We start from the raw sequence: 24,587 nt of genomic DNA, 5'->3' as shown, positions 1-24,587 counted from the left end.
CAGGTTAGCGCAGCGATGTGGCCAAGGTAAGGCCCGATCATCGCGGCCGGGCGCTGCGTCAGCCCAGAGTGGCCAATGCCGGGAACGTCTCAAGCAGCCACCAGCTGAACTCGGTGAACAGACCTGTCACGAGCATGATGCCGACGACCAGCAACAAGCCACCCATGACTTTTTCGATCGTTCCCATATGCGGTTTCAGCTTGTTCATCACCGCCATCGACCGGTTCAGGAACATCGCAGCCAGCAGGAACGGTATACCCAGACCCGCCGCGTAGACGCCCAGCAATAGCGTGCCCCGTGCCACCGAGGCCTCGGACGCGGCCAGCGACAGAATCGCGCCCAGTTGGGGACCGATGCACGGGGTCCAGCCGAATGCGAAAGCCAACCCCAGGATGTAAGCCCCAAAAACCGAGCCGCCTGAGTCCCCGGTTTCGAGCCGCGCTTCGCGGTCCAGGATCGGAATGCGGAACACGTTCAGGAAATGCAGGCCGAAGACGATCACCACCAGACCCGAGGCCTTGGCGAACAGCTCCTGGTTCTGCAGCACGAATGCGCCGAAGGCCGAGGCCGTGAAGCCCAGCAGCAGGAATACCGTCGACAGTCCAAGAACGAAGAACAGCGCCGACAGGGTCGCCTTGCGCCGGGCTTGCGCCTGATCTTGCATCTCGTGGATGGTCACGCCGCTCATATAGGCCAGATAGGGCGGCACGATCGGCAAAACGCAGGGCGACAGAAAGCTGATCAACCCGCCGACCAGCGCGATGAACATGGCGGGCAGCAGCCCCGCGTCGATGATATCGATTCCGAACATGCCACTGCACATATGATATCCAATGGGGCGCGTCACGGGGCCATTCGGTCACATCCTCGTGGTTGCCGGCTGGACAGCCGTGCACGGTGCAAATATCTGAGAGCCATGACACAAGAAGCCGAAACACTGGATGCATTGGGCCTGCTGTGCCCCCTGCCCGTCCTGAAAGCCCGCAAACGGCTCAAGGCCATGCCTGCGGGTTCCTTACTCCGGGTCCTTGCCGACGATCCGGCCGCAATCGTCGATGTGCCTCATTTCTGCTCGGAGTCCGGGCACGAGCTGATCGGGATGGAAGAAGCTGCGGATCACCACGTCTATCTCATTCGGAAAAACGGCGGGGCCTGAAAGAACAAAGGCGGACAATACTGTCCGCCTTTGTTGTCTTATTGGCCCAGAGACCACCAACCGCGCCGCTTGGGCTTGGCCGGGGACGGCTCGGGTTCTTCCGCTACCGTCTCAAGCACCGGCTCTGCTGTGTCCTCGGCTTTTTCTTCTGTTGCCGCTTCCGGCGCTTCCGCCACGGGCCCGGCATCGGGCGTTTCGACTTCTGCCGCTACCTCGGGCTCACTCGCTTCGACCGGCTCCTCAGCTTGCGCTTCGGGGGCATTGTCCTCAGCAGGGGACGCCTCTTCGGCAGGCGTTTCTGCAGCAACCTGAACCGCTTCCTCGGCCACCTCGGGTTCCGGCGCGGCGGCCTCTTCAACCTCGGCCGTCTTCTTGCGGCGCGGTGCCCGACGTTTTTTGGGCTTGGCCGGTTTTTCCTCGGCCTGCTCCGCTTCACCCTCGGTCACGTTTTCAGCACCAGCTTCTGCGGCCTCAGCCGGAGCGGATTCAGGCTCAGCGGTCTTTTCCGTCCCGAGGTCCTCAGGTTGCACCTCAGTGCTCGCCTTGTCTTCCACAGCTTCGTCAGAAGTGGTTGCCTCCGATTGCTCGCCGTTACCGCCGTTCTTCTTGCGGCGACGCCGGCGGCGCTTGCGCTTCGGCTTGGCTTCCTCTTCCGCCTGTTCCGGCTCGACGGCGCTGTCCTCAACCTCGTCCTCGGAATCCACCAGATCCATCAGCGATGCCGTCGCGGACACCACCGGCGCAGACGCTTCGGGAACAATTCGGCTGGCCGTCTTGAACTTTTCCATCGAGAAATCAGGGCTGACCAGATGAATGTCACCTTCGATCCGAACCGACAGGCCATAGCGGGCCTCGATCTGCGCGATATGCTCGCGCTTCTGGTTCATCAGGAAGTTGGCAATGCTGACCGGACACCGCACCAGCACCTCGCGCGAACGGCGGCGTGTTCCTTCCTCTTCAATCTGACGCAGGATCGACAACGCCATGTTGTCATCCGAGCGGATCAGACCGGTGCCATGGCAGGACGGGCAAGGCTGTGTGGTTGCCTCAAGCATTCCTGGGCGCAGGCGCTGGCGGCTCATCTCCAGCAGGCCAAAGCCCGAGATCCGTCCGACCTGAATACGGGCCCGATCGGTCTTCAGCTTGTCCTTCAGGCGCTTTTCGACCGCCAGGTTGTTCTTGCGCTCGTCCATGTCGATGAAGTCGATGACGATCAGACCGGCCAGGTCGCGCAGGCGCAGCTGGCGTGCAACCTCCTCGGCGGCTTCCAGGTTGGTCTTCAGCGCGGTTTCCTCGATCGAGCCTTCCTTGGTGGCCCGGCCCGAGTTCACGTCGATGGCAACCAACGCCTCGGTCACACCGATCACGATATATCCGCCCGATTTCAGCTGGACCGTCGGGTTGAACATCCCCGCCAGATAGCTTTCCACCTGATAGCGCGCGAACAGCGGCAACTGATCCTCGTACCGCTTCACGTTCTTGGCGTGCGACGGCATGATCATCTTCATGAAGTCTTTGGCGATGCGGTAGCCACCTTCGCCTTCGACCAGAACCTCGTCGATGTCCCGATTGTAAAGATCACGGATCGACCGCTTGATCAGGTCGCCTTCCTCGTAGATCTTTGCAGGAGCGATCGATTTGAGCGTCAGTTCGCGGATCTGCTCCCACAGGCGCTGCAGGTATTCGTAGTCGCGCTTGATCTCGGACTTGGTACGCTTGGCACCGGCTGTACGGATGATCAGACCAGCGCCCGTAGGCACGTCGATCTCGGATGCTATTTCCTTGAGCTTCTTGCGGTCCGCGGCGTTGGTGATCTTGCGGCTGATGCCACCCCCGCGCGCGGTGTTCGGCATCAACACACAATACCGGCCGGCCAGCGACAGGTAAGTGGTCAGCGCGGCACCCTTGTTGCCACGTTCTTCCTTGACGACCTGCACCAACAGAACCTGGCGCACCTTGATGACTTCCTGAATCTTGTAGCGGCGCGGGCGTGGTTTGCGCGGAGGACGGATGTCCTCGCTGTCATCATCATCCGCAACCGACTCGATGGTGTCATCCTTGGCAGCCGCATCCGGCTTGGCCTCATCAGCTTCGGCGTCTGTGTCGTCGGCTAGATCTGCGTCGGGCTCGTCTGCTTCGACGGGTTCCGCGGGTGCGGCGTCGACTTCGGCTTCGGCCGTTTCGTCCGCCGGTTCGTCACTCGCGTCTTCACTCGGCTCTTCGACCGGAGTTTCAGCGACCGTCTCCATCGGAGACGTGCCTTCGGGCACATCCTGATCAGCGGCCTCTTCCTCAAGCAGGTCGATGGTTTCCATGCCTGTCGGCTCGGCGGATACGTCCAGCGTTTCGACCGGATCGTCCGTCTTGACCTCTGCCGCTTTCGAGCGCGACCGCGAGCGGCGCTTCTTGGGCTTGGATTCTTCGGCCTCGTCCCGCGCCTTCATTGCCTCGGCATAGGCGCGCTCTTCCTCCATCAGGGCTTCGCGGTCTGCGACCGGAATCTGATAGTAGTCCGGATGGATTTCCGAGAACGCAAGGAAGCCATGCCGGTTCCCGCCATAGTCAACAAAGGCCGCCTGCAGCGAAGGTTCGACGCGCGTTACTTTTGCCAGGTAGATGTTGCCAGCAAGCTGGCGTTTGTTTTCGGATTCAAAATCGAACTCCTCGACCTTGTTTCCGTCCACCACCACGACGCGGGTCTCCTCCGCGTGGGTGGCATCGATAAGCATTTTCTTTGCCATGTGTCCTTGGTGCACCGCGCCAAACGCGTTGTCCTGACCTGTCCAGGCGGACAGGCGCATCTGGGGTGGTGTCTTGTCTGGGCGATTACGGACGGCGCACGGCAGGGATCGGCGCTGTGGCCCCCTGCCCGTATACTCAATCGTAGCGCGCGCGTCATCGCGGTTCTTCTCCGACAGGCGCGAACACGCCGCTGCCTGCCCATTATTCCTTTCGCCCGAAGTTCGGGCTCAGGTACTCTACTGCCCCGTAACGGGGCACAATCGGTCTGCTTGGCCGGGCGGGAAAGGTCACCACCTGCAGCAAAGCAGCGAAACTCAATGATTCGGGACATTCAGGCACAAAAATGCGCCTGACCCGTCCCGGTACAATAAAAGCAGTCCTGTGGAAAACACAATGGGCAAACTGCAAAGGAGCCCGATCTACAGACAGGTCGGGCATCCTCTGGCTTCAAATTTCCCGGGTGTACTTTGGCCAGAAGGCCAACTGGGATTGCCCCCCTCGCCTACAGATAGTCCGCCCGTTGCAACCCGTACTTGGCCATTTTTTCATTCAAAGTTCGGCGCGGCAGGCAAAGTTCCTCCATCACCGAGGCGATAGATCCCTTGTGGCGCCGCATTGTGTTGTCGATCAGCATCCGTTCGAACGCCTCAACGTATTCCTTCAGCGGCTTACCCTCGGTGGTCATCACCGGCTGCATCTCTTCGTGATCGGACATCAACAGTGACGCGATGGTGCCCGAACCGCGCCGCGACTGCAGAACCGCGCGTTCGGCGATGTTGATCAACTGGCGCACGTTGCCCGGCCACGGGGCCTGCAGCAGCTGCGCGGCCTCCTGGGCACTGACTTGCGGCGCCTCACAACCATATTCCTCGGCAAACTGCTCGCTCAGCCGGGTGAACAGCGTCAAGATATCCTCGCCTCTCTGCCGCAGCGGCGGCATGGTGATCCGCAGCGCCGCCAGCCGGTAAAACAGATCGGGCCGCAGCACGTCCTCGCTGGTCTTGCCAGCTTCCTGCAGGTTCGAGATCGCAACGATCCGGGTTTCTGCCGGCGTTCCCTGCTCGTTCATCACGCTCAGCAACCGCGCCTGCAGCGTGTCGCTCAGCGCCTCGATGTCCTCCAGCACCAGAGTGCCACCGCGGGCTTCCTCGATGGCGGGCAACTGCGTGTCCTCGGGCATCATGGGCCCGAACAGCCGCTTGGCCAGCGCCTCTTCTTCCAGCGCGGCACAGGAGACCAGAACGAATTTCTTGCCCGCCCGGCTGCCCACTGCATGCAGCGCGTGCGCCACCAGGGTCTTGCCGGTGCCGGTTTCGCCGTCGATCAGCACATGCCCGTCGGCCTGGCCCAGGTCCAGAATATCCTCACGCAGGCGCTCCATCACCGGGCTGGCGCCGATCAGCTTGTTCATGATCTGCGTGCCGCCCGACAGCTCGCGCCGCAGCGCACGGTTGTCCAGCGTCAGCCGCCGCGCGTTGCTGGCGCGTTTGGCCAATTCCGACATCCGATCGGGGTTGAATGGCTTTTCAAGAAAGTCGAACGCCCCCACCCGCATCGCCTCGACCGCCATCGGCACGTCTCCGTGACCGGTAATCATGATCACCGGCAAGGTGCTGTCGGCGCCCATCAGCTTCTTCAACAGCTGAATACCATCCATGCCGGGCATCTTGATGTCCGAGATCACGATCCCCGGGTAATCCGGCCCCAGAACCTTCAGCGCATCCTCGGCGCTGGCGAAGGTTTCGGTGTCATAGCCGGACAGCGCCAACCATTGGCTGATCGACTGGCGCATGTCCTGTTCATCATCCACGATGGCAATTTTCATGGCCTGTGCCATAGGTACGTCCTCGTTATTCTGCGGCCTCAAGGCCGTCATGTCCCAAAATGGGCAGTTGCATCTCGAATACCGCGCCGCCGTTCTGGCCGTTGCGCGCAGTCAGCCGTCCGCCATGGTCGTTCACGATCCCGGACGAGATGGCAAGACCCAAGCCGACCCCGTCTCCGGGCCGCTTGGTGGTGTAGAACGGCTCGAACAGGTTCTCGATATCCTCGATCCCGTGGCCATTGTCGCGCACCGCCAGCACGGCGGTCTCACCTGCGGCCAGAATGATCTCGACCTCTGGCTCTGCAACAGATTTGGTGGCGTCTAGCGCGTTTCGCAACAGGTTGACCATAACCTGTTCGATCCTCATCCGATCTCCCATCACGATCACCGGCTCTTCGGGCAGGATCTGGGTGATCTTGACCTGCCTCTGGCGCAGCTGCGGTTCCATCATCGACAGGGATGAGGCCAACGCCTCCCCAAGATTTACGGGTGAAAACGCGTCCGCGCCCTTTCGGGCATAAGACTTGAGCTGCCGCGTGATCGCGCCCATCCGCTCGATCAGACCGTCGATCCGACCAAAGCTGGCCAGCGCCTCTTCGGGGCGGTTTCGGCGCAGCAGTAGCCGCGCCCCCGCCAGATAGGTCTTCATCGCCGCCAACGGCTGGTTCAACTCGTGACTGACGGCCGCCGACATCTCGCCCAGGGCTGCCAGCTTCGAGCTTTGGGCCAGCGTCTGTTCCGCCACTTCCAGCGTTTTTTCAACCCGTTCGCGTTCGGCGATTTCGCGCTGCAACCTTGCGTTCAATGCGCGAAGCTCCGCCGACTCTCGTTGGAACAGCGCCATGCGGAACGTGGCCCTGCGGCTCAGTGCATAGAACGTCAGTGCAAGAAGAATCGCAAACCCCATGATCTCGAGCGCCAGCACGCTGTTCACCTTTTCGCGGATCGAGGAATAGGTCGTGAACGAAGTCATCTTCCAACCGCGGAACGGGATGCGGGTCTCCATGCGCATCACGGCCTCGCCCGCGACATAGGCATCCGGCGGCAAGGCCGTCCAATCGGTAGTCGCCCGAATTGCGCGCTGGATGGCACCCTGCGGATGCTGCCGTAACAAAGCCTCAGTCTCGTTCAGGCCGCGCCACTGGGGTTCGGTCGACAGAATGATCGTTCCGGTGCTGTCGGTCACCATGACCGCGTCCGAGATCCCGGCCCAGGCGTTCTCGAACTTGCGCAGATCAACCTCGACCACGATCACGCCCAGAATTTCCGACCCGGCCTCAATCCTGCGGGAATAGAGAAAGCCATAACTGCCGGTCTCGCGCGCAATCTCGGAAAAGATCGTCGCGTTCGATCTGACGGCATTCACGAAATACGGGTCACTTCGATGGGACTCGCCCAGTCGATTGCGGTCTGTTGCGGCAACGACCCGACCATCCCGATCCAGCAGCATCAGCGACGCAGCCCCGATTTCTTCAACAAAGGACAGAAGCCGCTGCGTCGACAGGGAAAAATCGGCTGACTGCAAGGCCGAAATCAAAGTCGGGTCCCGGGCCAGCAATTGTGGAACGATGGCGTTTCGACGCAATTCGCTCAGCAGGTTGCCGGAATAGAGCGCCAGACGCAGTTCAGCCCTGTTTCGGGTCGATTCCGTGAACCGATTGGTCAGCAGGCTGTTGGTGACCCAGACCGTCGCCGCAGCAGCAACCAGCAACACGAACACGGCCAGCCGCAAGCGCCACCCCAAAGGGGCACCGCGGCCAAATAGATTTGTCCAGCCTGATTGCGCGTCGGAACTCATGCACCGAAGCTACGCTTCCGCGCCCACGACCTCAAGTCACGCAGGTGTCAGTACACCCGACAATGCGCGGAAGAGCGCCACTCCGTCGGTACCGCCATGGGCCTCGTCCGCCGCCCGCTCGGGGTGGGGCATCATGCCCAGCACGCGCCGGTTGTGCGACAGGATCCCGGCAATATCCCCGCGCGAGCCGTTAGGGTTGTCGGTATAGCTGAAGGCGATCCGATCCTCGTCTCGCAGGCGGGCGATGGTTTCGTCATCAGCGAAGTAGTTGCCATCGTGATGCGCGATCGGAATCTGAATCACGTCTCCGGCGTTGTAGCCCTGAGTAAAGGCGCTTTCGCTGGTCGCAACCTTCAGCCCGACGGTTCTACAGATGTATTTAAGGCCAGCATTGCGCAGCAGCGCGCCCGGCAGGATGCCGGTCTCGGTCAGGATCTGGAACCCGTTGCAGATGCCGATGGCATAGCCGCCCCGTTCGGTGTGCTCGACCACCGCCTTGCAGATCGGAGACTGAGCAGCAATCGCACCGCAGCGCAGGTAATCGCCGTAGGAAAACCCACCCGGCACGCCCACGATGTCCACGCCCTGCGGCAGTTGGGCATCCTTGTGCCAGACCATGTCGACCTGAAAACCGGCCTGCTCAAAGGCGACGGCAAGATCCCGGTCACAGTTGGACCCCGGAAAAACGACAACCGCTGCGCGCATGGGAAACCCTCCTTGGGGATGACGGTCAGAGAACTCAGACCAGTTCGATCTCGTAACGCTCGATGACCGTGTTGGCCAACAGCTTCTCGCACATTTCGGCCACATCGGCCTCGGTTGCGCCATCGGCCAGTTCCAGGTCAATCACCTTGCCCTGCCGCACGCCCTGCACCTTGTCGAACCCCAGTGCGCCCAATGCGTGGCGCACAGCCTCGCCTTGAGGGTCCAGAACCCCGTTCTTGAGCATTACGTGCACCCGTGCCTTCATCGTCGCAACTCCACCTGTGGCCCGCCGCGCCGGGCCTGTTCCGTTGCGCGGGGGATAGCGCGACTGACCGCGCAGAACAAGCCTTGTGATGCGGTCGAATGATCGCAGGCGGTTCATCTTGAGGAAATCAATTGACCACGCTGCCGGTCAGACCGGGATAATGTGCATCAACCGCGTTGAAGATGCCGGTTAGAACCATTTCGACAGCCACGGCAACCAGCAGGATCGCCATGATCCGGGTCAGCACATTGATCATCGTCTCACCCACAAGACGCGAGATGCTGTCGGCAAACAACAGGCCGAGCCCGACGATGAAACAGGCGATCAGGATCGCCGAACCAAGGGTCACCAGTTCGGCCCCATCGGACAGTTGATGCGAGAACACGATCGTTACGGCAATCGTCCCCGGGCCGATTGTCAACGGGATCGCCAGCGGAACAACGGCAAAGTTCAATTTGCGCGCGTGACCATCGACCACCGCGGCCTGATCGCCCGGCGCCCTGTCTTGCGCGTTCAGCATCGACATGCCGATCCCGAAAATAATCAGCCCGCCAGCCACGCGAAACGATGGAACGTCGATCCCGAAGACAGCCAACACCTCTTCGCCGATTGCAACTGAGATCAGCGCGATCACCGTCACCGAGGCCATCACGATCATGGCTACCCTGCGCCGTTCGGCAGGTGTGCAGTCGCGCGTCATGCTCAGGAAGATCGGGATGTTGTAGAGCGGGTTGAATATGGCCAGCACGGCCGCCAGAAATTTCAGGAAAACCGCTTGATCGAACAACGCGCTCATTCAGTGTGCCACCTTGGTTAGCGGACCGGGTTGGTCGGTCAACCCGAAGATGCGTGACGGGGGCCTGACGTGTCAAACCCGCAATGAAAAATGCGCCGCTCCGAATAGGAGCAGCGCATCCTTGTTAGGCCCTGCCAGTCGGCGCGATCAGTTGATCAGGGTGGGCTTGCTCACGTTGCTTTTCGGCAGAACGCCCAGGCGGCGGGCGACCTCGGAATAGGCATCGGTCAAGCTGCCCAGATCGCGACGGAATACGTCCTTGTCCAGTTTCTGACCGGTCTCGATATCCCACAGTCGGCAGCTGTCCGGGCTGATCTCATCAGCGATGATCAGGCGCTGGAAGTCACCTTCGTAGACGCGCCCGATCTCGATCTTGAAGTCGACCAGACGAATACCCACGGCCAGCATCACGCCGCTCATGAAGTCGTTCACCCGCAGCGCCAGGCTGAGGACGTCGTCCATATCCTGCTGGCTGGCCCAGCCAAAGGCGGCGATGTGCTCTTCGGTCACAAGCGGATCACCCAGCGAGTCGTCCTTGTAGCAGTATTCCACGATCGGACGCGGCAGCTGCGTACCTTCGGCGATGCCCAGCCGTTTCGACAGCGACCCGGCGGCATAGTTGCGGACGATCACCTCCAGCGGGATGATCTCGCAGCTGCGGACCAGCTGTTCGCGCATATTCAGGCGGCGGATGAAATGGGTCGGCACGCCAATCTGATTCAGACCGGTCATGAAGAATTCGCTCAGGCGGTTGTTCAGAACACCCTTGCCGTCGATCACGTCTTTCTTTTCCGCATTGAACGCGGTGGCGTCATCTTTGAAATACTGCACGATCGTGCCCGGTTCCGGGCCTTCGTACAGGATCTTGGCCTTGCCTTCGTAAATCTTCTTGCGACGCGCCATGTGCGACCTTTCCAGGCTGGGGCGAGGGAATGAGTCCCATCGCGTTGGCGCTCTCATAGTGCAAGCCCCCCTTTCCCGCAAGTTCATGCATCCGAGAGGCTTTGACGCAGCGCAAATACCTTGCACCCAGCATCGCGTATGGTCATATCATCAGGAAACACACTTTTACTTGAAGAGGCCCAAAACCCATGACCACGTTCGACGAACGCGAAAACGCCTTTGAAGCAAAATTCGCCCATGACGAAGAGATGCAGTTCAAGGCACAAGCCCGTTGCAACAAGTTGCTGGGCCTGTGGGCTGCGGAAAAACTGGGCAAAAGTGGCGACGAGGCCGCCGAATACGCAAAATCCGTGGTAATCGCCGATTTCGAAGAGGCCGGCCACGAAGACGTGGTGCGCAAAGTCGCCGCCGATCTGGGTGATCTGTCCGGCCCCGAGGAAATCCGCGCCAAGATGGCGGAACTGCTGCCAGTGGCCAAAGCTCAGGTGATGAGCGAAGCCAACTGAGGCATGCCGCCCACCTCATGATCTTCATGAGTATTATGAATTTGATTTGACGTCCCGGTCATGCGACACGGGGCGTCTAAATTTTTGGCCCTTGGGGCCACAACTCCGGACATCTCCAATGACCAACGCGCTGACCAGACTGCTGGAAACGAAGGACGCCATTCTTGCCGACGGCGCCACCGGAACGAACCTGTTCAACATGGGGCTGCAATCGGGTGATGCGCCCGAGCTGTGGAACACCGACCAGCCCGACAAGATCCGCGCCCTGTATCGGGGGTCGGTGGATGCGGGCAGTGACCTGTTCCTGACCAATACATTCGGGGGAACGGCTGCACGTCTGAAGCTGCACGACGCCCATACCCGCGTGGCCGAACTGAACCGCATCGGCGCCGAACTGGCACGCGAGGTGGCGGATGCCGCCGGGCGCCCGGTGGTGGTTGCCGGGTCGGTCGGCCCGACCGGGGAAATCCTGGAACCTGTAGGCAGCCTGACCCATGCCGAGGCGGTCGAGATGTTCCACGAACAGGCCGAGGCGCTAAAAGAAGGCGGCGTCGACGTGCTGTGGCTGGAGACGATCAGCGCGCCGGAGGAATTCCGCGCCGCGGCCGAGGCCTTTGCCCTGGCCGACATGCCCTGGTGCGGCACCATGAGCTTTGACACCGCCGGTCGCACGATGATGGGCGTGACCTCGGCCGACCTGGCGCAGTTGGTCGAAACCCTGCCCAACCCGCCGATCGCCTTTGGCGCCAACTGCGGCACCGGCGCGTCTGACATCCTGCGCACGGTTCTGGGTTTTGTGGCTCAGGGAACCGAACGCCCCCTGATCTCCAAGGGCAATGCGGGTATTCCGAAATATGTCGATGGCCACATCCACTATGACGGCACACCCGAGCTGATGGGTCGCTACGCGGCCATGGCGCGGGATTCAGGTGCGACCATCATCGGCGGTTGCTGCGGAACGATGCCAGCGCACCTGCGTGAGATGCGCAAGGCACTGGACACTGAACCCTGTGGCGCCCGTCCGTCGCTCGAGCAAATCACAGCGGTACTGGGGCCTTTCTCGTCGGCCAGTGACGGAACCGGGGACGAGGCGATGCCCGAACGGCGCGCGCGTCGCCGCCGCCGGGCCTAATCCTCAGCGCCCCTCGAACCGGGGGGCGCGTTTTTCCAGAAATGCCACCACGCCTTCGGCGAAGTCACGGGTGCGCCCACATTCTCCCTGCAGGTGCGCCTCGGTCGCCAGTTGTTGCGGCAAGGTGTTTTCGTAGGTGCCTCTCATCGCCTTTTTGATCGCGGCAAAGCCCACAGTCGGCCCTTTGGCCAGGTATTCGGCGCGCTTGCGCCAATGCGCGGCGAATTCATCGTCAGCGACCGCCTCGTAGATCATGCCCCATTGATCGGCCTGACGCGCAGAAATCTTGTCGGCGAACAGGGCCGCACCCATGGCTTTGGCCAGACCCATCTGGCGCGGCATGAACCAAGTTCCGCCGGCGTCCGGCAAAAGACCGATCCGGGCAAAGGCCTGCAGGAAATAAGCGCTTTCGGTCGCAATGACCACATCGGCACACAGGGCCAGGTTGGCCCCTGCCCCCGCCGCGGGACCGTTCACGGCTGCGATCGTCGGCACCGGACAATCATGAACGGCTTCCAGCATCGGTTCATATTCGTCGCGCAGCGCGCGCTCCAGATCGATCTTGCCGGTGCTGGACGCATCGCCCAGATCCTGGCCGGAGCAAAACGCCGGGCCTGCGCCCGTCAGAACGATAGCGCGCGCGTCATGAGCGGCTTTTTTCATCGCATGGGTAATCTCGGCGCGCATTTTCGTCGTAAGCGCGTTCATCTTGTCCGGCCGGTTCAGCGTGACCACCGCCAGACCGTCCGTGATGTCCAAAAGCACCGTTTCGTATTCCATGAAGTCCTCACATGCGCAGAATTTCCCGAACCCTGACGCAAATGCCGCGCAAGGGAAAGGTAAACCGCACGTCAGTCTTCAAGAATTCGGCGCAGGCGCTCTTTCTCGTCGTCACTCAATCCGTCCACGGCGGAGGTCTCCTCAACCCGCGCACGACCGCGCAGGAAGTTCCACCCCAGACCGGCCGCTATCAACAGCATGGCCGGCCCTGCCAGCCACAACAGCAGGTTCGCCCCCGTGGTCGTGGGTTTGAGTAGCACGTATTCTCCGTAGCGGTCGACAATATAGGCAACCGCTTCTTCATCGGTGTCGCCCGCGACCAGCCGTTCGCGCAGCAAAATGCGCAGGTCACGGGCTAGTTCCGCGTTGCTTTCGTCGATGCTTTCGTTTCGACATACCAGACAACGCAGGCCCGTACTGATGTCTCGCGCTCGGGCTTCGAGCCCCGGATCGTCCAGGACTTCATCCGGCTGGACCGCCATCAGCGGCGATGCCAGCAACAACAGCAAAACGATCAGACGTTTCATTCTGCTGGCACTCCGCCTGCCGGAGCCTTGCGCGCGCCTGCGGCCACCCGGAAGCGGCGGTCGGACAAGCTGAACAATCCGCCAAGAGCCATCAGAATGCAGCCTCCCCAAATCCAATTCGCAAGAGGTTTTATGTAAGTACGCATGACCCAGCCGCCATCGTCCTGCTGGTCCCCGATGACCACGTAGACATCACGCAGAAAACGGTAGTCAATCGCGGCCTCGGTCGTGGGCATGGCGGCCACCGGATAGGTCCGTTTTTCCGGGTTCAGCGTAGCAATCTCTCGACCATCTTTTTGAACCTGCACATCGGCCATGGTGGAGAAATAGTTCGGCCCCTCAACTTCGCGCACGCCGTCCAAAGTGAACGAGAAACCGCCCACGTCGAAGGTTTCCCCGATACGCGCAACACGGATGTCCTCGACCTCCCAGGCGGTCAGGCCGGCAATCGCAAAGATCGTGACCCCCAGACCGGTATGGGCGATCGCCTTGCCCCAATCCGCACCCGGCAGACGCATCAGACGCCGGAAACCGCCGGTGCGGCCTGTACGGCTCCACAGATCGACCGCGGCGCCGAAGGTGATCCATGCGCCAAGGAACAAACCAACCGGCCCGAGCGCGCTGCGGCCCGTCTGCAGCACCCAAACCAGTACGGCCAGCGAAACGGCCAGCACAAACGCATAGCGCAACTGCCATGCGACGCGGCCCAGCCTGCCGCGCTTCCACGGCAGCATCGAGCCCAGCGGCAATGCGATGCCCAGCACCACCATGAACGGCGTAAAGGCCGCGTTGAAGAACGGTGCCCCGACCGAAAGCTTTCGGTCGAACATCATTTCGGCCACCATCGGCCACAGGGTCCCGAAGAACACGACAAAACTGCTGACAGCCAGCAGGATATTGTTCAGCACCAATGCGCTTTCACGGCTGACCATTCCGAACAGCCCCTTGGCCTCCATCGCCTGGGCCCTAGCGGCGAACAGGATCAACGCGCCGCCAATGAACGCCACCAGAATGAACAGGATGAACACACCGCGCTCAGGGTCGTTTGCAAATGCGTGAACCGACGTCAGAAGGCCTGAGCGCACGATGAAGGTTCCGATCAGCGAGAATCCAAAAGCGATGATCGCCAACAGAATGGTCCAGCTTTTCAAGGCTTCGCGCTTTTCGACCACGATGGCCGAATGCAATAGGGCGGCGGCCAGAAGCCACGGCATGAAAGACGCGTTTTCCACCGGATCCCAGAACCAGAATCCGCCCCAACCCAATTCGTAATAGGCCCACCACGACCCCAACGCGATGCCGATGGTCAGGAATATCCAGGCTGCCAGGGTCCACGGTCGAACCCAACGACCCCACGCCGCGTCCACCCGCCCCTCGATCAGGGCTGCGACGGCAAAGCTGAATGCCATGCTCAGGCCCACATATCCAAGGTACAGAAACGGCGGATGGAAAGCCAAGCCGGGGTCCTGCAGCAAGGGGTTCAGATCGCGGCCGTCAAAGGGCGCAACGGGAAGCCGGTCAAACGGGTTCGACGTAAAAAGTATGAAGGCGTAGAACGCGACCCCGATTGCGGCCTGCATCGCTAAGACACGGGCCTTGAGCGTGGGTGGCAAACCCTGGCCGAAAAGCGCGGCCGTCGCGCCAAAAAGCGCCACGATCAGTACCCACAACAGCATCGAGCCTTCGTGGTTTCCCCAGGTTCCGCTGATTTTATACAGCATCGGTTTCAGGGAATGGCTGTTCTCCACCACGATCCGCAGCGAGAAATCCGAGGTCGCAAAGGCCCACACCAGCGCAGCGAAGGCAAATCCTGTCAGAAGGCATTGCGCAATAGCCGCGGGTTCCGAGAACAGCATCCATGACGGCCAGCGTTTTGCGGCGCCGATCAATGGCACGACTGTCTGAACTATGGCCACCATGAAGGCCAGGATAAGGGCGAAATGTCCAAGCTCGGTAATCATGGGCACGGGTATAATCCCGCGCCCGGGCAAGCGCCAATCACTTTCGCCGCAATCAGGCGCACATAGTGTCGCGGGTCAGGCGCGCTGCAGACGCCGCCAGTCCTCCAGCGCCGGGTTGTGATCGGGGATGATCACCTGGGCCGTCAGTTCCGCATCCGGCCCCGGATCGGCGGCTCCCGGACTTTCCGCTCGCATCTCGTGAAGAGCTTGCAAGTTGGCCATGACCTGTGGCGCCCGCATCATCGTGACTGAGATATCACGCTGAAGGTCCTGAACCTTCGCTTGGTGCCGCGCTCCGAAATAGAACGACACGATGACGCCCAGTAGCCACCACAGCGGCTCGGGCACCAGCGCAATTCCCTGCATCCGCGCCGCAAACCACAGTGGATCGACCATCGCGGCCACGAACAAACCCAATGTCCCCAGCGCCAATGCAGGCCTTGGCAACCGATTCAAACCGTCCATGAAACGGTCAAACCCGCCTTTGCGAGGAACCTCGAATTCCGCGCCGAACTGGTTCATCGCTTGTCCACGCAGCGCAACAGCGCGTTCCGCACCGGCCTCCGAGTTCTCGCGAAACACCTCTGCAGTTTCGCGCACCACGTTGCGCCCACCCCCGAACAGAAGATCAAGAACACCTGCGATCAGTCCCATGCGGCTATCCTTTGCTGAAACTCGGCCATGCTCAGGTGATAGGGCGGAGATAGAAACTTCTCGGCCCGGCGGATCCAACCCCCTTTCCCACCGTTGCGGCTGCGCACGTATTTGCGCAAGGCCGGACGTCGGTCAGCCAGCCGGAAATAGTAGTTCCTTCGTGCCACCCCATACGCGTCGCGCAACACCACCGGATCGGGTTTTGCGGCCAGATCGCACGCCCCAGCCGTTCGCGGCCCCAAAACGCCATCCACGGCGAGCGAAAATCCCATCTGCACCAAAAGACGCTGCAGGATGCGCACCGCCTGTCCGCCCGCATTCACGTACATGTCGAAAAGCGTTGGCTGCAGCGCGTCGGGCACCCGTGCCAAACCAGGCTTTTGAAAGTAATGCGTGATGAAAATCGCGACAGCCTGATCCCGGCCAAGCGCCATCACGTCACGACGATCGACCGTGCCGTCACGCGTCAGGTCAAGGCCCAACCGTCGCATTGTGTGGATTGTGACACCGTATTTCGTGGCCCCTCCGGGGTCGTCCGGATCATCGACGAAGCCGCCCTCGCGGGCTACGATCTCGTTGGCAATCTGCTGAACCGACTGCATGCTGCACCTCTGTGTTCCATTGCGGCATACGGTCCGGTGAAATCCTTAAATCCATGAAATGAAGAAGGGCGCTGCACGACCAGATCACGCAACGCCCTTCAATACTCATTCAGCCAGCCTATTGATGACTGTACTGCCTCAGCTGTCTGCCGGCTCTTCGTAGACGCCCTGCTCCTTCAAGGCATCTATGACCTCTTTCGGCATATAGGTCTCATCGTGTTTTGCCAGAATTTCAGTGGCTTGGAACACACCATCAACGTAGCTTCCGGTGCCGACCATCCCCTGACCCTCGGAGAACAGATCAGGCAAGACACCGGTGAAGGCCACCTTCACGCTCTCACCTCCGTCGGTGACGGTGAACCGTACGGTTTCACCCTGCCCGCGTACGATCGAGCCTTCTTCGACCAAGCCACCGATGCGAAACACCTCGTTCGGCGCCGGCGGTTCGGCGATCACCTGGCTGGGCGAGCGGAAATAGTTGATCCCGTCTCGCATGGCATAGCCGATCAGGCCCGTCGCCAGGGCCAAAGCCACAAAAGCCAACAGAATGATCTGTACACGACGACGTTTCTTCAGCGCCTTCATCTCGCCCTCATGGGAACAGTGGGGCCATCATAAGCCCCGTCGTTTCGGGTTCACCTAACATCAGGTTTGCGTTCTGCAAGGCCTGCCCACTGCTACCTTTTGTCAGGTTATCCAGCGCCGCTATCACGATGGCACGCCGTTCGATCCTGTCAGCAACGACGCCGATATGGCAGAAGTTCGACCCGCGTACATGGTGGGTCGAAGGCGTCTCGCCGAAAGGCAGCATGTGGATGAAGGGCTCGTCTGCATAGGCTGCACACAGCGTTTCATAAACGCTCTGCGGATCACCCTTCACATACGAGGTCGCCAGAATGCCTCGGTTCGCGGGGATCAGGTGCGGCGTAAACTGGATGTGAACCGCGCGGCCCGCCAGTTTCGAGAACTCCTGATCGAACTCGCCCAGATGCCTGTGGGTACCACCGACGGCATAGGCGTTGGTGCCCTCGCTCAGTTCGGCGTGCAGAAGGTTCTCCTTCAGCGCACGCCCCGCCCCGGAGACGGCGCATTTCAGGTCAAGAATGATGTCATCCAGGTCGATAACACCGGCCGCAATTAACGGCCGCAGCACATACTGCCCCGTGGCAGCATTGCACCCGGTGCCAGCCACCAACCGCGCAGCGCGGATGCCCTCACGGTAGAACTCGGTCAGGCCGTAGACGGCCTCATCCTGATGCGGGAGTGCGGCATGCGGATTGCCATACCATTTCTCGTATTCGTCGGGGTCGGCCAGCCGGAAATCCGCCGACAAATCAACGATTTTGAGGTCGGAGGGCAAATCCCGGATGACCTCCTGACTGGTCTTGTGCGGCAGCGCGCAAAAGCACAGATCGATCTGGCCAAAGTCGATCTGCTCGATCTTGCACAGACGCGGCAAATCCAGATGGCGCAGATGCGGAAACACCTCGGCCATGGTCTGCCCGGCCTTACGCTCGGCCGCCAGGGCAGTGATTTCCATGTTCGGGTGCTCGGCAATCAGCCGCACCAGTTCGGCACCGGTATAGCCCGAAGCGCCCAGGATTGCGATTTTGTGGGTCATGTCAGACCTCGTAGATTTATGTGACACGTCTGGCACCCGCCGACATGACAGGTACCGAATAAATTCATGACAGGGGCCGGTCCTTGACCTAAGTCAGGCGGCCTTGAAGGTGATCTGTCGTCGGAGAAATTGCGTTGCCCGGTCACTGACCTTCTGCGGATTGCCTGTTGTCAGGTAACCCGCCTCACCCCCGCCAAGCATATCCGGATGCCGCTGGAGATAATCCGCAAGGCTTTCGGCCACCAGGTCGCCCTGGCTGAAGACTTGGACGTCTGGGCCCAACGCCGCCTGAAAGGCTTCGGCCATCAAGGGGTAATGGGTGCAGCCCAAGATCGCAGCCTGCGGGTGCGGCATCTTGCGCTTCAACGCGTCCACATGGCTCCGCACAAGGGCTTCGGCCAGGATCATATCACCATCCTCGATAGCATCGACCACGCCGCCGCAGGCCTGTGCCTCAACATCCACGCCGATGGCGCGGAACGCCAGTTCACGCTGGAACGCGCGGCTGGCCACCGTCGCCGGCGTGGCAAACAGGGCCACATGCTTGACCGCCACTTCGCGCGGGGGGCTGTTGTCGCCCCACTGGCGCTCGGTCAGTGCTTCGATCAGCGGGACGAACACACCCAGCACGCGCTTGCCCTGGGGCACGCCCTCTTCCTGCATCCGCCGCAGCGCAGCAGCGCTGGCCGTGTTGCAGGCCAGAATCACCAGATCGCAGCCGCGCGACCACAAGTCCTGCACCGCGTTTCGGGTCAGGTTGTAGATATCCTCGGCGTCGCGCACGCCATATGGCGCGTGCGCGCTGTCCGCATAATACAGGAAATCCACCTCCGGCAGACGTGTCTGCGCGGCGTTCAGGACGGTCAGCCCGCCCAATCCGGAATCAAAGATGCCTACTGCCATTTGCCCCTTCAGGCGCGATGCCGTTCCTCGAATTCATAGCCATAGTCATACGACTTCAGCGGCTTTGGAGACAGCTCATACGTGGCTTTGCGCAAGAAATCCATCATCTTGCGTGTATCGCCGGCCAATGGGTCCAGAACGTCGCGGCCGATGGGCTGCCCCACGACCACATCCACCGGGGTATCGACGCGCTTTTTGAACTCTTTGATCAGCAAACCCATGCGCAGCGTCACATGCAGATGGCTGGCGATCTGAAACAGGCGCGAGGTGTGGCCATCGAAGAACAAAGGCACCACGGTGGCGTTCGACTTGGCCACCATCCGCGCGGTGAAACCGCGCCAGCCCGGGTCCATCGGGTGCGCGAACGGCCGGGCCGCCGTGCTGACCGTACCGCCGGGAAAAATCCCGATTGCCCCACCCTGCCCCAGATAATCCAAGGCGGTTTTTCGGGTCTGCAGGTTCAGCCGCATCGCTTCTTTGGTCTGATCGAAGGAGATCGGCAGGATGATCCGGTTCAGATCCTCGGCCTTGTGGAACACATGATTGGCCAGAATCCGGAAATCTCCACGGGTCTGGGACAGCACATGCCCCATCATCAGCCCATCAAGAATTCCGTAGGGGTGGTTGGCGATCAGGATCAGCGGGCCGTCCTTGGGGATGTTTGACAGCGCCCCACCCACCACATTCAGGCTCAGCCCGTAACGTTCGACCATGACCGACCAGAAATCGCGGCCATTGGCGACCTCGCGCTCGTAGCCTTCGGCACGCCGGATCAAGCGCAGCCGACCGGTCGTGTTCTCCATAAGTTTGATAACCATGCGCCCACCCCGCGTCTCAGCAGAATGGGCGTAGGAAATGTCCCGAGCGACTTGGCGACGTGATTTCATCACGGGTCTCCGGCGTGGCCGTCATCGGACGGCGCGGACGGGAACACTACCGCGCCTCCATGACACCGATATGACGTTACTCGGCCGCGGCCCGCGTCTCGGTCCCTCCTTGCCGAATTACGGCCAGAAGTTCCTCGCGCCGCTTGGCGGCCTTGGCTTCGTTGGCGGCCAATACCGGACCGAAGCCGCGGATGTCCAGCGGCAACCGCGCCAGCGCGACAATCGCATCGCGGGTGTTGTCATCCAGCTTGGGCAGGACCTCTTTCATGTCCTTCTCGTATTGACGGATCAAGGCCCGCTCCATCCGGCGCTCGGCGGTATAGCCGAAGATGTCCAGCGGAGTGCCACGCAGCCCCTTCAGCTTGGCCAGAACCTTCATCGGCCCCAGCAGCCATTCGCCGAACTGCCGCTTGCGCGGACGCCCGTCCGGCCCTTTGCCCCCCAGGATCGGCGGAGCCAAGTGGAAGGTCATCTTGATGTCGCCGTCAAATTCGGCGGCGGCCTTGTCGCGGCTGTCCAACAACAAGCGGGCCACTTCGTATTCATCCTTGTAGGACAACAGCTTGTGATACCCGCGCGCGACGGCATCCCGGACCTTCGGGTCTTCGATCGACTCGACCAGCTTGAGATAGCGTTTTGACAATCGTTTTCCCTGATAGGCCACCAGATGATCGGCACGGAAGGCGATGGCCTGCTCGGGCGTCTTGGGCAACTCGGTCACCGAGGGGGTCACGATGCGCGCCACCTCATCGGGGTGCAGAACCGCCCAGCGGCCGACCTCGAAGGCGCGCTTGTTGCGCTCGACCGCGGCGCCGTTCAGCTCGATCGCGGTCATGATCGCCTCGTGGCTGACAGGCAGCAGACCGCGCTGCCACGCCGCCCCGAACACCATCATGTTGGAATAGATCGAATCGCCCATTACCGCGCGCGCCAGCTCGGTCGCGTCAAACAGGGCAAGCCCGTCCTTCAGCCGCGCCTCGAGCGCCAGTTCCAGCCGGTCGACCGGAATGTGGAACTCGGTGTTGCGGGTGAAATCGCCGGTGATGATCTCGTGGCTGTTGACCACCGCGCCGGTCTGACCAGTGCGCGTCAGACCCAGCGTCTTGGCCCCGGCCGACACCACGAGGTCGCCGCCTATCAGCGCATGCGCCTCGCCTGTAGCCACGCGGATGGCGCTGATGTCTTCGGGCTTGTTGGCCAGGCGACAGTGGATATGCACCGCGCCCCCCTTCTGCGCCAGCCCGGCCATTTCCATCATGCCCGCGCCTTTGCCGTCGATCTGCGCGGCCTGCGCCAGAACCGCCCCGATGGTCACGACGCCGGTGCCGCCGACGCCGGTGATGACCACGTTATGCGTGCCCTCGATCTGCGGCAGAACCGGCTGCGGCAGATGCGGGATGTCGATTTCGGTCGTGGCCTCCTTGCGGATCTTGGCGCCTTCCAGCGTGACGAAGGACGGGCATAACCCGTTGAGGCACGAGAAATCCTTGTTGCAGCTGGACTGGTCGATCGCCCGCTTGCGTCCCAGCTCGGTTTCCTTGGGCACGATCGAGACACAGTTCGATTGCACACCGCAATCGCCGCAGCCTTCGCAGATGTCCGAGTTGATGAAGACGCGCTTGTCCGGGTCCGGGAAGGTGCCGCGTTTGCGGCGGCGGCGTTTCTCGGCGGCGCAGGTCTGGACGTAGACGATGACCGACACGCCTTCGATCTCACGGAACTTGTTCTGAACCGCCATCAGCTCGGCCCGTTCGTGGGTTTCCACGTCGCCGGGCAGCGCCTTGAAGTTCACATCTTCCTTTTCGTCATAGACGACGGCCACATGCTGGACGCCCATGGCCTTGACCTCGCGCACGATGCGCTCGGCGGTCAGATGGCCTTCGTTCTCCTGCCCGCCGGTCATGGCGACCGCGTCGTTGAACAAGATCTTGAAGGTGATGTTGGTCTCGGCCGCCAGCGCCGCCCGGATGGCCTGAACGCCCGAGTGGTTGTAGGTGCCATCGCCCAGGTTCTGGAACACGTGTTTTGTGGTCGAGAACGGTGCCTCACCGATCCAGTTGGCGCCTTCGCCGCCCATCTGGGTAAAGCCGGTGGTCTCGCGATCCATCCACTGCACCATGTAGTGACAGCCGATGCCGGCATAGGCCCGGCTGCCCTCCGGCACCTTGGTGGAGGTGTTGTGCGGGCAGCCCGAGCAGAAATAGGGCAGCCGCGTCGCGATCTCTTGCGCGTTGTCGTTGCGCCGCGCTTCCTGCAGGCTGGCCAGCCCTGCGCGGATTCCGTCGGTTTCGCGGCCTTCCTCGATGAGGATCTCGCCCAGCTTTTCGGCGATCATGATCGGATCAAGCGCGCCGCGGGTCGGGAACAGCTCTTCGCGGTGCAGCGTGCCTGCCCCGCCCTTGTACCAGCCGTACACGCGACGTCCGCGACGGTCGTCAAAGATCGCTTCTTTGACCTGCACTTCGATCAGCTTGCGCTTTTCTTCGACGATGATGATCAGGTCCAGCCCCTCGGCCCAGTCATGGAACCCCTTCATGTCCAGCGGGAAGGTCTGACCGATCTTGTAGGTGGTGATCCCCAGCCGTTCGGCCTCGGCCTCATCGATGTTCAGCAGCGACATGGCATGCACCAGGTCCAGCCAGTTCTTGCCCGCCGCGGCAATGCCGATCTTGGCGCCGGGCTTGCCCCAGACCCGCCGGTCCATCCGGTTGGTGTGCGAGAACACCTCGGCCGCGAACCGCTTGTAGTCGATGATCCGCGCCTCCTGCAGGTGCGGCGTGTCGCCCAGCCGAATGTTCAGCCCGCCCTCGGGCATGTCGAATTCCGGCGTCACCAGTTGCATCCGATCGGGCCGGCCATCCACGACCGAGGTCACCTCGATCGTGTCCTTCATCGTCTTGAGCCCGACCCAGACCCCGGCAAACCGGCTGAGGGCAAAGCCGTAGATTCCATAGTCGAGGATTTCCTGCACTCCGGCCGGGCTGACCACGGGCATGTACATGTCGACCAGCGACCATTCCGATTGGTGCAGCACGGTCGAGCTTTCGCCCGTGTGATCGTCGCCCATCGCCATCAGCACGCCGCCATGCTTGGCGCTGCCGGCCATGTTGGCGTGGCGCATCACGTCACCGGACCGGTCCACGCCCGGACCCTTGCCGTACCACAGGCCAAAAACGCCGTCATATTTTCCATCGCCGCGCAGACCCGCCTGCTGGCTGCCCCACAGGGCTGTGGCGGCCAGGTCCTCGTTCAGACCGTATTGAAAAGTCACATCACACTCGGCCAGTTGCTTTTCGGCACGTGACATTTGCAGATCGACCGCACCCAGCGGAGACCCCCGATAACCTGTGACCAGACCGGCAGTATTCAGGCCCGCGGCGGTATCGCGGGCCTTCTGCATCATCATAAGACGCACAAGCGCCTGCGTACCATTCAAAAGCACCGGGCTTTTAGTCAGATCGAAACGGTCGTTGAGCGAAATCTTTGGCTGACTCATCAGACGCCTCCCCACGTCGGAATAGTGTGCTGCATTTGACGTCATTTTAGGTCATAATTTCTGACCTGTATACAAAATTCCCCCTGTTCTGTAACGATTTCCCCGTTTGAATATGGAATTTGTTACCTCTTTCATATAGGGCTGCCAAAGGATAACGAAAGTTGCGACGATGAATTGGGACAAGCTCAGAATATTTCACGCGGTAGCTGACGCCGGCAGCCTGACGCATGCCGGAGACAAGCTGAACCTGTCCCAATCCGCCGTCAGCCGTCAGGTCCGCGCGCTTGAGGAATCGCTGGGCGCCACGCTGTTCCACCGCCACGCCCGAGGCCTGATTCTGACGGAACAGGGCGAGCTTCTGTTCGATGCAACAACGGCCATGTCCAAACGTCTGGACGCAGCCGCGGCGCGAATCCGCGACAGCGAGGATGAGGTCTTTGGAGTCCTGCGGGTCACCACGACTTTTGGCTTCGGGACCCTGTGGCTGGCGCCGCGCCTGCCCAAGCTGTACGAGCAGTATCCGGACCTGAACATTGACCTGATGCTCGAAGAACGCGTGCTGGATCTTCCGATGCGGGAAGCAGATGTCGCGATCCGGATGAAAGAACCCAGTCAGGCCGATCTTGTCCGCAAGCGTCTGATGACCGTTCGAATGATGTTGTATGCGACCAAGACCTACTTAGATTCGCACGGCGGTGCGCCCCAGACGCTGGAGGGCATTTCGAAACACCGCCTGATCTGTCAGACCCCCGCCGCACCCCAGGTTGGCGTTGGCGCGTCGATGGTCAGTCACTTGATGACCTACGAACCCAGCTCACTGCTGACGGTGAACAACTACTTTGGTGTTCTGCAGGGTGTTCTGAATGACCTCGGAATTGGCGTCCTGCCCGACTACGTCACCGAGGATTTCCCTGACCTGGTCCCGATCCTGTCCGACATCGAGACGGCGAATGTGCCTGTATATTTGGCCTATCCTGAAGAACTGAGGCACTCAAAACGGGTCGCAGCGTTCCGAGATTTCGTTCAGGATGAAATCATTGCGCATCGCAAGCAACTGAAACATCTGGGAAAACTATAGCTATGCGTCCGCAGCATAGCGGACATGCCCTCAATGCGCCCAAAAAACCTTGATCGTTCACAGAGTGATCCCTAAATGAGCATTCGAAGGCGGTGATGCTGAAACGCTCATCATCTTCATACCTCCCTGTTGGACTACGGCCGAGCTTAGTGCTCGGCCTTTTTTTTGGCCTGCATCCGGGCGCGCGGTGCCAAATCGTTTGGAATTATTTTGCCAACGGGCCTATGATCGCGAAAAACCATAATATTTC

Annotated in this window: 22 protein-coding genes; 4 read left to right on the top strand and 18 right to left on the bottom strand. The window is 61.1% G+C overall.

Annotated features, from left to right (window positions below):
* Positions 1-58 precede the first annotated feature (58 nt).
* On the bottom strand, positions 59-811 hold the full coding sequence (locus ACR0NY_RS02155; RefSeq protein ID WP_170338729.1) for a cytochrome c biogenesis CcdA family protein: 753 nt from the start codon (positions 809-811) through the stop codon (positions 59-61).
* 105 nt (positions 812-916) lie between these two features.
* Between ACR0NY_RS02155 and ACR0NY_RS02150 the strand changes: the two genes are divergently transcribed.
* Entirely contained in the window at positions 917-1,156 is a 240-nt protein-coding gene (locus tag ACR0NY_RS02150) for a sulfurtransferase TusA family protein (protein WP_170338731.1), read from the top strand.
* A gap of 38 nt (positions 1,157-1,194) precedes the next feature.
* On the opposite strand, the gene ACR0NY_RS02145 is transcribed toward ACR0NY_RS02150, so the two are convergent.
* From ACR0NY_RS02145 to purC, 7 genes are all read right to left on the bottom strand, one after another.
* Positions 1,195-3,897, bottom strand: a complete 2,703-nt coding sequence (locus ACR0NY_RS02145) for a ribonuclease E/G (RefSeq protein WP_170368408.1) — start codon at positions 3,895-3,897, stop codon at positions 1,195-1,197.
* A gap of 503 nt (positions 3,898-4,400) precedes the next feature.
* Positions 4,401-5,735 carry a sigma-54-dependent transcriptional regulator gene (locus tag ACR0NY_RS02140; protein WP_093961984.1) on the bottom strand — a complete coding sequence of 445 codons (1,335 nt, stop codon included), beginning with the start codon at positions 5,733-5,735 and terminating at the stop codon, positions 4,401-4,403.
* 13 nt (positions 5,736-5,748) lie between these two features.
* Positions 5,749-7,521 carry a sensor histidine kinase gene (locus ACR0NY_RS02135; protein WP_093961983.1) on the bottom strand — a complete coding sequence of 591 codons (1,773 nt, stop codon included), beginning with the start codon at positions 7,519-7,521 and terminating at the stop codon, positions 5,749-5,751.
* A gap of 36 nt (positions 7,522-7,557) precedes the next feature.
* A complete protein-coding gene (purQ, locus tag ACR0NY_RS02130; RefSeq protein WP_170368407.1) occupies positions 7,558-8,226 on the bottom strand; it encodes a phosphoribosylformylglycinamidine synthase subunit PurQ in 669 nt (222 codons plus the stop codon).
* Positions 8,227-8,260: 34 nt separating this feature from the next.
* Positions 8,261-8,491, bottom strand: coding sequence for a phosphoribosylformylglycinamidine synthase subunit PurS (purS, locus tag ACR0NY_RS02125; protein ID WP_093961981.1), 231 nt, complete (start codon positions 8,489-8,491; stop codon positions 8,261-8,263).
* Between the two features lie 127 nt (positions 8,492-8,618).
* Positions 8,619-9,287 (bottom strand): MarC family protein, encoded by a 669-nt coding sequence (locus ACR0NY_RS02120; RefSeq protein ID WP_170338737.1) that lies wholly within the window; start codon positions 9,285-9,287, stop codon positions 8,619-8,621.
* A gap of 147 nt (positions 9,288-9,434) precedes the next feature.
* Positions 9,435-10,190, bottom strand: a complete 756-nt coding sequence (gene purC, locus ACR0NY_RS02115) for a phosphoribosylaminoimidazolesuccinocarboxamide synthase (protein WP_170338739.1) — start codon at positions 10,188-10,190, stop codon at positions 9,435-9,437.
* A 188-nt stretch (positions 10,191-10,378) separates the two neighbouring features.
* On the opposite strand from purC, the gene ACR0NY_RS02110 reads away from it, so the two are divergent.
* Positions 10,379-10,696 carry a DUF1476 domain-containing protein gene (locus ACR0NY_RS02110; RefSeq protein ID WP_170368406.1) on the top strand — a complete coding sequence of 106 codons (318 nt, stop codon included), beginning with the start codon at positions 10,379-10,381 and terminating at the stop codon, positions 10,694-10,696.
* Positions 10,697-10,814: 118 nt separating this feature from the next.
* Positions 10,815-11,828, top strand: coding sequence for a betaine--homocysteine S-methyltransferase (gene bmt, locus ACR0NY_RS02105; RefSeq protein WP_170368405.1), 1,014 nt, complete (start codon positions 10,815-10,817; stop codon positions 11,826-11,828).
* Between the two features lie 3 nt (positions 11,829-11,831).
* Here bmt and ACR0NY_RS02100 read toward each other — a convergent pair whose 3' ends face one another.
* From ACR0NY_RS02100 to ACR0NY_RS02055, 10 genes are all read right to left on the bottom strand, one after another.
* A complete protein-coding gene (locus tag ACR0NY_RS02100; RefSeq protein WP_170368404.1) occupies positions 11,832-12,608 on the bottom strand; it encodes an enoyl-CoA hydratase-related protein in 777 nt (258 codons plus the stop codon).
* A 71-nt stretch (positions 12,609-12,679) separates the two neighbouring features.
* Complete coding sequence (locus ACR0NY_RS02095) at positions 12,680-13,135, bottom strand: cytochrome c-type biogenesis protein (protein ID WP_170368403.1); 456 nt, start codon at positions 13,133-13,135, stop codon at positions 12,680-12,682.
* Positions 13,132-15,096 (bottom strand): heme lyase CcmF/NrfE family subunit, encoded by a 1,965-nt coding sequence (locus tag ACR0NY_RS02090; protein ID WP_170368527.1) that lies wholly within the window; start codon positions 15,094-15,096, stop codon positions 13,132-13,134. Before ACR0NY_RS02090 ends, ACR0NY_RS02095 begins: the two co-directional genes overlap by 4 nt.
* A gap of 75 nt (positions 15,097-15,171) precedes the next feature.
* On the bottom strand, positions 15,172-15,750 hold the full coding sequence (locus tag ACR0NY_RS02085) for a holin family protein (RefSeq protein WP_170338747.1): 579 nt from the start codon (positions 15,748-15,750) through the stop codon (positions 15,172-15,174).
* Entirely contained in the window at positions 15,741-16,352 is a 612-nt protein-coding gene (locus ACR0NY_RS02080) for a holin-associated N-acetylmuramidase (protein WP_170368402.1), read from the bottom strand. Before ACR0NY_RS02080 ends, ACR0NY_RS02085 begins: the two co-directional genes overlap by 10 nt.
* Before the next feature lie 138 nt (positions 16,353-16,490).
* Positions 16,491-16,937 carry a cytochrome c maturation protein CcmE gene (ccmE, locus tag ACR0NY_RS02075; RefSeq protein ID WP_170368401.1) on the bottom strand — a complete coding sequence of 149 codons (447 nt, stop codon included), beginning with the start codon at positions 16,935-16,937 and terminating at the stop codon, positions 16,491-16,493.
* 7 nt (positions 16,938-16,944) lie between these two features.
* Entirely contained in the window at positions 16,945-17,973 is a 1,029-nt protein-coding gene (gene argC, locus ACR0NY_RS02070) for an N-acetyl-gamma-glutamyl-phosphate reductase (protein WP_170338753.1), read from the bottom strand.
* A gap of 93 nt (positions 17,974-18,066) precedes the next feature.
* Positions 18,067-18,876 (bottom strand): glutamate racemase, encoded by an 810-nt coding sequence (locus tag ACR0NY_RS02065; protein WP_170338755.1) that lies wholly within the window; start codon positions 18,874-18,876, stop codon positions 18,067-18,069.
* An 8-nt stretch (positions 18,877-18,884) separates the two neighbouring features.
* The gene (locus ACR0NY_RS02060) at positions 18,885-19,763 is read right to left on the bottom strand and encodes a lysophospholipid acyltransferase family protein (RefSeq protein WP_093961968.1); all 879 of its coding nucleotides are present in this window, start codon (positions 19,761-19,763) and stop codon (positions 18,885-18,887) included.
* Between the two features lie 76 nt (positions 19,764-19,839).
* Positions 19,840-23,259: an indolepyruvate ferredoxin oxidoreductase family protein gene (locus tag ACR0NY_RS02055; RefSeq protein ID WP_170368400.1), complete on the bottom strand. Its 3,420-nt coding sequence runs from the start codon at positions 23,257-23,259 to the stop codon at positions 19,840-19,842.
* 169 nt (positions 23,260-23,428) lie between these two features.
* Between ACR0NY_RS02055 and ACR0NY_RS02050 the strand changes: the two genes are divergently transcribed.
* Positions 23,429-24,337, top strand: coding sequence for a LysR family transcriptional regulator (locus ACR0NY_RS02050; protein ID WP_170368399.1), 909 nt, complete (start codon positions 23,429-23,431; stop codon positions 24,335-24,337).
* The last annotated feature ends 250 nt before the right edge of the window (positions 24,338-24,587 follow it).

The sequence above is a fragment of the Ruegeria sp. BJ5 genome (assembly GCF_056537865.1).
Note: the sequence above shows the minus strand (reverse complement) of the source record. Positions and strands in the feature narration are given on the sequence as shown.